Here is a 6,931-nt window from a genome sequence, read left to right as displayed (position 1 = left end):
ACAGGGAACAGGTAAGAACTACTTACATGCTTGGCGATGAAAATTTTTTCATGGGGACTGTCTTCTAAACTAAGGAGACTTTTTAGCAGAAGAATTTGCTGATTTTACCCCAGCCCAAACAGTAAGCGGTTGTCCAACCTGTTTATAAAGCAGACTCTCAAGAATTACACCGTTATTATTAGCAGTCAAGGCTTGATTCGGCTGCTTCAAAGACTCGTAAAAGCCGTTATACCATCCCTTATCAGACTTGAGATTTGTTTGGACAAAATTAAATAACTGACGAGTATAAGCAGTGTTATAAAGTACATGCCAGCCGATGGCTGCTTTGGCACTGAGGAATCGTAAATTATTGTATTTTTTTTGAGTGTCTGTAATAGTTGCCCAAGCTTCGCCGTTGACCAACAAGCTGCTGTAAACAAAGTAAGGAGGACGATCTAAGTTGTCTTCTGTAACGGCTGTTAACTGTTTTGTGGTTAGATAACGAGCTTCTTGAGCGGCTAAAATTCGGTCTGCATAAGCTTTAGGTAAAGCTTGAAATCCGGTTTCAATACCATCAAGGATATAAGGTTCGCTGAGAACGTAGTTGTTGGCTCCTGAATTTTCGTAGTTCCGTTGGTCGTAAGGTACACCCTTGCCGTAGAGATTGGCAAAGGCAACATGGGACTGATAATTTAATGCTTGCTTGACATTTAATCCCCAAATTTTTAGACCATAAGCGGCATAATTCTCATAGCCTAAGCGCCCTTCTTGGTTATACTGTTCTTTGCCGTTGATCGCGGCAGTGCCATACATTTGTCCGTTTTTTGTGAGACGTTGAACTTGCCAATGCTGCCAGACAGCTTCTATTTTGGATTGGAACTGCGGATATTTTGCCCCAACAATCTTGAGCCAGATTGCCATCCGTCCCAAATCAATAGCTGACCAACCAATTTCTTCTTTTTTCTCTAGTTGTCCGTAATTTACGGGTACTAGAGTTTGAGAATTATAGACTTTGTTGGGTAGTTCCCTTTTGTATAAAGGCATAGATGCTAGAGTCTGCAACATTTTGCCCATTTTGGCTTCAAATTCAGATGCAGATACAATATTGAGTTCTTTAGCACTGACCAATGCAGCGATCGCAGCTGCTTGATCCCACATGGTCACAGAAGTAAATCCATCAACCGAGTTCACTAAGCCTGTGTTGTCGTTCCAGTTACGCCGGAAGTATAACCAAGCCTGATGAGCGATCGCGGTTTCTTCTGGAGTTAATGTTCCTACTCCAGGAGCGATATAAGGAGTTTTACTGATGATCGCCTGGCTAGGAGTAATCGGCGTACCAGGTAAAACCAACGATTGGGCGTCAAGTGTGGCAATTGCCTGTACCGCATTGCCAGGTGTATCAGAGTGAGATGTTGAGAGTTCTGTTTTTAGCACAGTACCAGTACTATAAGGCTGCTTAGACCAATAATTGAGACCAGCGATAGCGATTATAGCTGTAACTACCCCTCCTACGGAAGCTAATATAGATAAGCTTTTAGGCGGTGGGTTAAAATCAGATGTCATTCTGTGAATAACCTTTGCGTGTTAATTATTACTGTTTTGCTAAGATAAGAAATTTCTCTGAGCTTCTTAGAGAAATTAATACAGATTAACAGCTAAAACTTCTACTGTAACTACCCCAAGACAAAAGGCGATTCGCCGCAGTTGCGATCGCGTGCGACTTTAAGAGGAATTGAAACATGCCATGATCGCAGACGGGTAGTTAACCGAACGCCAAGTTTTTCAGTTACTCCAAGGCGCGATCGGGCAATTGGATTGGTGTATGTTCAACCAGGGAATTTAAATATAATCCTTAGGTATTTATTTGTAGCTATCGGTTTTATAATTGTAAATTTCCGAAAATCTTCTGGTTTTCTCGGCTAGCGACACGAATCATATCACCTTCTTTTACCGCAACCTGCGGTGTCCACTCATGAACCCCATCGCTAGCGGTACGGGTAGAAATATCTTGGATAGTTTTGTTGTTGCGATCGTACAACTTAATCGATACATCGCCGTTGATATTGTCTCGCCACAATATTACATAAGGTCGATTTTGTTCAACTTGTACTTTACCAATCGGCTGATCGATTAATATTTGCGGTACAAACTTTTGAGTTCGAGCTTTGCGAAATCCCAGGTAATGCGGTAAATGTCGGAATGTCGGATTTTCTTGAGGATTAGACAGTTGCGGTAAGACAATATTCCCCATTTTTGAATTAAACAGATAAGTTGATCTGCCACCGTCAACGGTAATGATATCTCCTTTAACACCTAACTTGCGTAATAATGCAGCAGCTTCATCCAGAGTTGTTTGATTCACCGTCATAATTAACAGTTGCTCATTACCCTTACTACCATCTTTGTCCAGAGTACCGATAACTTGATATTTATTTACTTGATTTTGGGCTAATACTTTCGCTGGATGGTCACTATATTTATAACTAACGATCGCATTTTTCACTCCTTTTTCGTTGAGAGGCGCACCGCTAACTGGGTCATAATCTGTAATATATGCTTGCTTTTCATCCCAAACCAAAGCTTTTAAGCGAATTGTGCGATAAAAATCATGTTTTGGTTCCTTAATTGGACCGTAAGGGCTATTACCGCCACTGATAACTACGCCATTAAATTTAATGGGGAAGGATAACTGTGTACTGGATTGATATTGCTCGAAAAACGAACAATTAATCATGGAAAATACATCATTGCTATAAAGTTTTTTATATTCGTCATTTACTTGCGAAAACAACTTATTTCTAAAATAAGGGCTATAATGCCCTCCTTCACCTTTATAGTATTTACCCTGACCATAACTCATATTATCGACCTCACCAATAACTTGGTCGATACGCATTTTCCGGATGTCAATTACTTGTAAATATGCTGTATTACCATTCGTTAATTCTTTTTTATATAACCCTGCACCATCTATCACATGAAGCGGCTGATAAGAAGATAGAGGGTTAAAAACTTGGGCTATACAAATACTAGCCAAAAGTGGAATTACAAAAAATAAGAAGCCAATTACAGCATTCATCTGAGTTGTTTATAGCTAAAAATAATTATTCCAAATTATAACCGTTGATAAGTAGGGGGATAAAAATATTTATACCAATTAAAATCATATTACCGACACATAAAATCTTCGTAAGGGACAATTTTCCTTACTCATCTGTCGCATTCTTTTTCCAAATTAGTAAGCTAAAAATATCTAATTTGCTTAGCTAGATTTTTTGCATATCTTGTGGGGTGGGCATCTTGTCTGCCCTAATTATGCGCAGATAAAGCTGTACTTCAACAAGAACTACAACTTTACGATGTTTATCAAACTCAGACAGCAGATTGCAACTTGACTAGGTACAGATTATCGTAAGGGCACTGTAGATGACAAATTAACCTTCAATTACAAAGCGATCGCTCATTCTCAACCAAAGTTGATCGGTTCAGGCGATCGCCCTAACAGCGATAATTGTCGCTTACTTCTCAGTTCAGTTAATTATTCTCTAGTTTTCAACTTTATTATCTAGTATCCAACTTTATTCTCGTTTTACAAATTAAATCTGAAACCACGCCGTTAAAGCTACAGCCAAAGCATCCGCAGCATCATCTGGCTTAGGGATCTCATCTAAATTTAACTCCTGCGCCACCGCCTCTTGCACTTCGTACTTTTCGGCATTACCATATCCCGTTAACGCTAGTTTTACTTGGGCAGGGGTAAACTCCACATACGGGAGACGATGCTGTGCTAACACCAACATGAGTACACCCCGGGCTTGTGCAACCAGAATAGTACTTGACATACGATAGAAGAATAACTTCTCAATCGCAACCAAGTCAGGTTGCAACTCCTTAATCAGGGTGTGCAAATCGTCAAATAAGGTACACAACCGTTGTCCCATTTCTGCACCCGCAGGCGTACTGATGACACCAAAATCTAGCATATCTACGGTTGTGTCTTGGATTTTAGCTTGATTTTGTTTGCAGTTAATTAGCCCAAAGCCTAAAATCGCCAATCCTGGATCTAATCCTAAAATGCGTTTTTCCATTCAATTCACTTTTACCACACAAGGTTTTTTTTGACTGAGAATGCTGGCAACTTTGGCGAGTTACGCAAAGTCTATTGGAATAAAAAATTGTAATAAGTCTATGCTTGGTGTTTTAACCAGGTAGTGTACATTTTCTGTTAATTATTATTTGTCCTACTGCTCCGAATCAGGTATGTCAATTGGTTTTCTCAGACAAGCCCTCCACGCCCTGCAACAGCAGTCACGCAGCCGCACTTCCCATCGGGTGAACCAGTGGTTCAAGTGGTTATCCCCTGGACTATCAGTCAAACGTTGGTTACTTATCAGTGTTGGAGGTGTACTGCTGGCGAGTCTGGGGTTAGCTATTTGGATTAAGCTGACCCCAATTTTTTGGGCAATAGAGTTGCTTAGGGGGTTTTTGGGATTTCTCGCTGAGATCTTACCCAACTATATCAGTGGGCCTTTGGTACTGCTGTTTGGCTTACTGTTGCTGCTTTGGGGACAAACTCGTACCGTAGGCTCAATTACTAAAGTACTAAGGCCAGAAGGCGAAGAAGAACTTATTGATGTCCTGTTGGCACATCACCGATTGTACCGTGGACCAAAAATAGTGGTAATTGGTGGTGGCACAGGTCTTTCTACTTTGCTGCGGGGACTGAAAACCTACAGCGCTAATATTACTGCTATTGTCACTGTCGCTGATGATGGTGGGTCTTCTGGGCGTTTGCGCCAAGAATTTGGAGTGCTACCACCAGGAGATATCCGCAATTGTTTGGCAGCACTAGCAGATGAAGAAAAGTTACTAACAGAATTGTTTCAATACCGCTTTCGGGCTGGAGATGGTTTAAGTGGCCATAGCTTTGGCAATTTATTTTTAACGGCGATGAGTGATATTACTGGAGATTTGGAACGAGCTGTTGCTGCTAGTTCCAAAGTGCTAGCAGTTAGGGGGCAAGTTTTACCAGCTACCCTCAGTGATGTTCGTCTCTGGGCAGAATTAGCCGATGGTCGCCGTATTGAAGGGGAATCTAGCATTCCCAAGGCTGGCGGTAGAATTGTGAAAATAGGTTGCATTCCTGCTAATCCCCCAGCCTTACCCGCAGCTCTCAAGGCAATTAAAGAAGCTGATTACATTATCATTGGACCTGGTAGCCTTTATACTAGTTTGATTCCCAATTTATTAGTACCAGAAATTGCTGACGCGATCGCTCAAACAGACGCTCTCCGCATTTATGTCTGCAATATTATGACTCAGCCAGGGGAAACTGAAGGATATACTGTTGCCGACCATATCAGAGCAATTGATGCGGCTACTGGGAATAGGCGGCTATTTGATGCTGTACTGATACACAAAAAATCTCCCTCTGCTAAGTCACTGATTCGCTACGCTCAACAAAATTCCCACCCCGTCTTCCTCGATCGAGAGGATGTAACTCGTTTAGGGCGTAGAATTGTCCCAGCTAATATTTTGTATGAAGATGAAACAGGTTACGTTCGTCATAATCCCCAAAAACTAGCAAGAGTGTTATTCCGGTGGTACAGTGGAGCTCATCATGGCAGATAAATTCAAAATAGCAGCAGGAGAACTATCTGATCTTGACTCAGCTATGAAGATTGTGCTTGCGGATGCAGAAGCCACCCTAAATTTAGGTATCAGTTTTGGCCAATCCCTAAATGCTGGCAGTGTAATTTTGCTTGAAGGTGATTTAGGTGCTGGTAAAACTACTTTAGTCCAAGGTATTGGCAAAGGTTTGGGGATATCTGAACCAATTGTGAGTCCTACTTTTACGATTATTAATGAGTACACAGAAGGACGAATTCCTCTTTACCACTTGGATTTATATCGCTTAGAATCACAAGAGGTTGCTGCTTTAAACTTAGAAACATACTGGGAAGGTTTTGAGGTCACACCGGGAATTGTAGCAATCGAATGGGCAGAAAGAATGCCCTACCAGCCAGATAGTTATATTATTGTCTATTTGACTTATGGAAATGAAGGCGATCGCCAAGCTAAAATAACTTCCTACAACTACCCTATTAGTGACTTATTAGTGAAGTAATCGCCACTATTACTCCTAATTTAAATGATAGTGAATTTATTTTTTGTAAATTAGGCAAAAGGGATAATTGTTAATTGTCCCTTCTGCCATTCTCTTGGAGAACCTATTGTCTTAACAGACAAGCTACGCAAATGACAAACGGTTAATTCATCCCCATGATTGAAGTCTGAGGTATTTCGCGTTATAACGTTTCTTGATGGGGCTGTGCTAAACTTTGTTTTACAAACAATATGTAGCGTTAGATTGAAGGCGTCAATTTATTAGGCGCATCTTCATCTAGATTTGGTATAAGAACTGATAATAGATTTCAATTTAGCCATAGTCTTCACCCATTGAAGACTATGGTTAACTGAACTATGTTGTTTTATACCTCAACTACTATTTTTGTTTGTAATAAAGTATGAGTAGCACCACTGCAAAATCTTAACTGATTGAATTTTGGCAAATAGTCAAGGGATAATCTATGCTTGTGTTATCTGCCACTACCACGCTCATCAGAAAAATTATTTAACATAGTTGTCTTAATTTCTCCCAAAATTAATAGAACAAGTAAACAACAGAAAATTGATGCCTTATCGGCATCTACTATTTTTTGGCTGAAGTAATTACTAGTAGCCACCCTAGATAAAGACAGGGAGCATCCACTTTTGGAAAAAATACCAGGCGATTAGAAATCGCGGCTATAAAAACCAAATCCACCTGCGTGGATTATATTGAGCCTGGGTCGCCAGGTTTAGTTTAGCCGAGGCAGTGCGTTGGGCGGGTTTCCCGACTTGAAGCAACTGCCGTCCAGACTTCTAGTCTGAGGGGCTATTTGCCGAAAGT

General features: G+C 40.7%; 5 protein-coding genes. 2 read left to right on the top strand and 3 right to left on the bottom strand.

Going from position 1 to position 6,931, the window contains the following annotated elements; all coding sequences use genetic code 11:
* Positions 1–69 precede the first annotated feature (69 nt).
* From BV372_RS32240 to ruvC, 3 genes are all read right to left on the bottom strand, one after another.
* A complete protein-coding gene (locus BV372_RS32240) occupies positions 70–1,542 on the bottom strand; it encodes a DUF3131 domain-containing protein (RefSeq protein ID WP_179198310.1) in 1,473 nt (490 codons plus the stop codon).
* A gap of 316 nt (positions 1,543–1,858) precedes the next feature.
* The gene (locus BV372_RS32235; RefSeq protein ID WP_086691219.1) at positions 1,859–3,058 is read right to left on the bottom strand and encodes a hypothetical protein; all 1,200 of its coding nucleotides are present in this window, start codon (positions 3,056–3,058) and stop codon (positions 1,859–1,861) included.
* Positions 3,059–3,575: 517 nt separating this feature from the next.
* Positions 3,576–4,067, bottom strand: a complete 492-nt coding sequence (gene ruvC, locus BV372_RS32230) for a crossover junction endodeoxyribonuclease RuvC (protein WP_086691217.1) — start codon at positions 4,065–4,067, stop codon at positions 3,576–3,578.
* A 172-nt stretch (positions 4,068–4,239) separates the two neighbouring features.
* Here ruvC and yvcK point away from each other — a divergent pair, with 172 nt between their 5' ends.
* Together yvcK and tsaE are read left to right on the top strand one after the other, a co-directional pair.
* The gene (gene yvcK, locus BV372_RS32225; protein ID WP_086691215.1) at positions 4,240–5,610 is read left to right on the top strand and encodes a gluconeogenesis factor YvcK family protein; all 1,371 of its coding nucleotides are present in this window, start codon (positions 4,240–4,242) and stop codon (positions 5,608–5,610) included.
* Between the two features lie 43 nt (positions 5,611–5,653).
* Positions 5,654–6,106, top strand: a complete 453-nt coding sequence (tsaE, locus tag BV372_RS32220; protein WP_086691221.1) for a tRNA (adenosine(37)-N6)-threonylcarbamoyltransferase complex ATPase subunit type 1 TsaE — start codon at positions 5,654–5,656, stop codon at positions 6,104–6,106.
* The last annotated feature ends 825 nt before the right edge of the window (positions 6,107–6,931 follow it).

Origin of the sequence: Nostoc sp. T09 (assembly GCF_002154695.1) — a bacterium.
GTDB lineage: Bacteria > Cyanobacteriota > Cyanobacteriia > Cyanobacteriales > Nostocaceae > Aulosira.
This window is presented reverse-complemented; position numbering and strand designations above follow the sequence as displayed.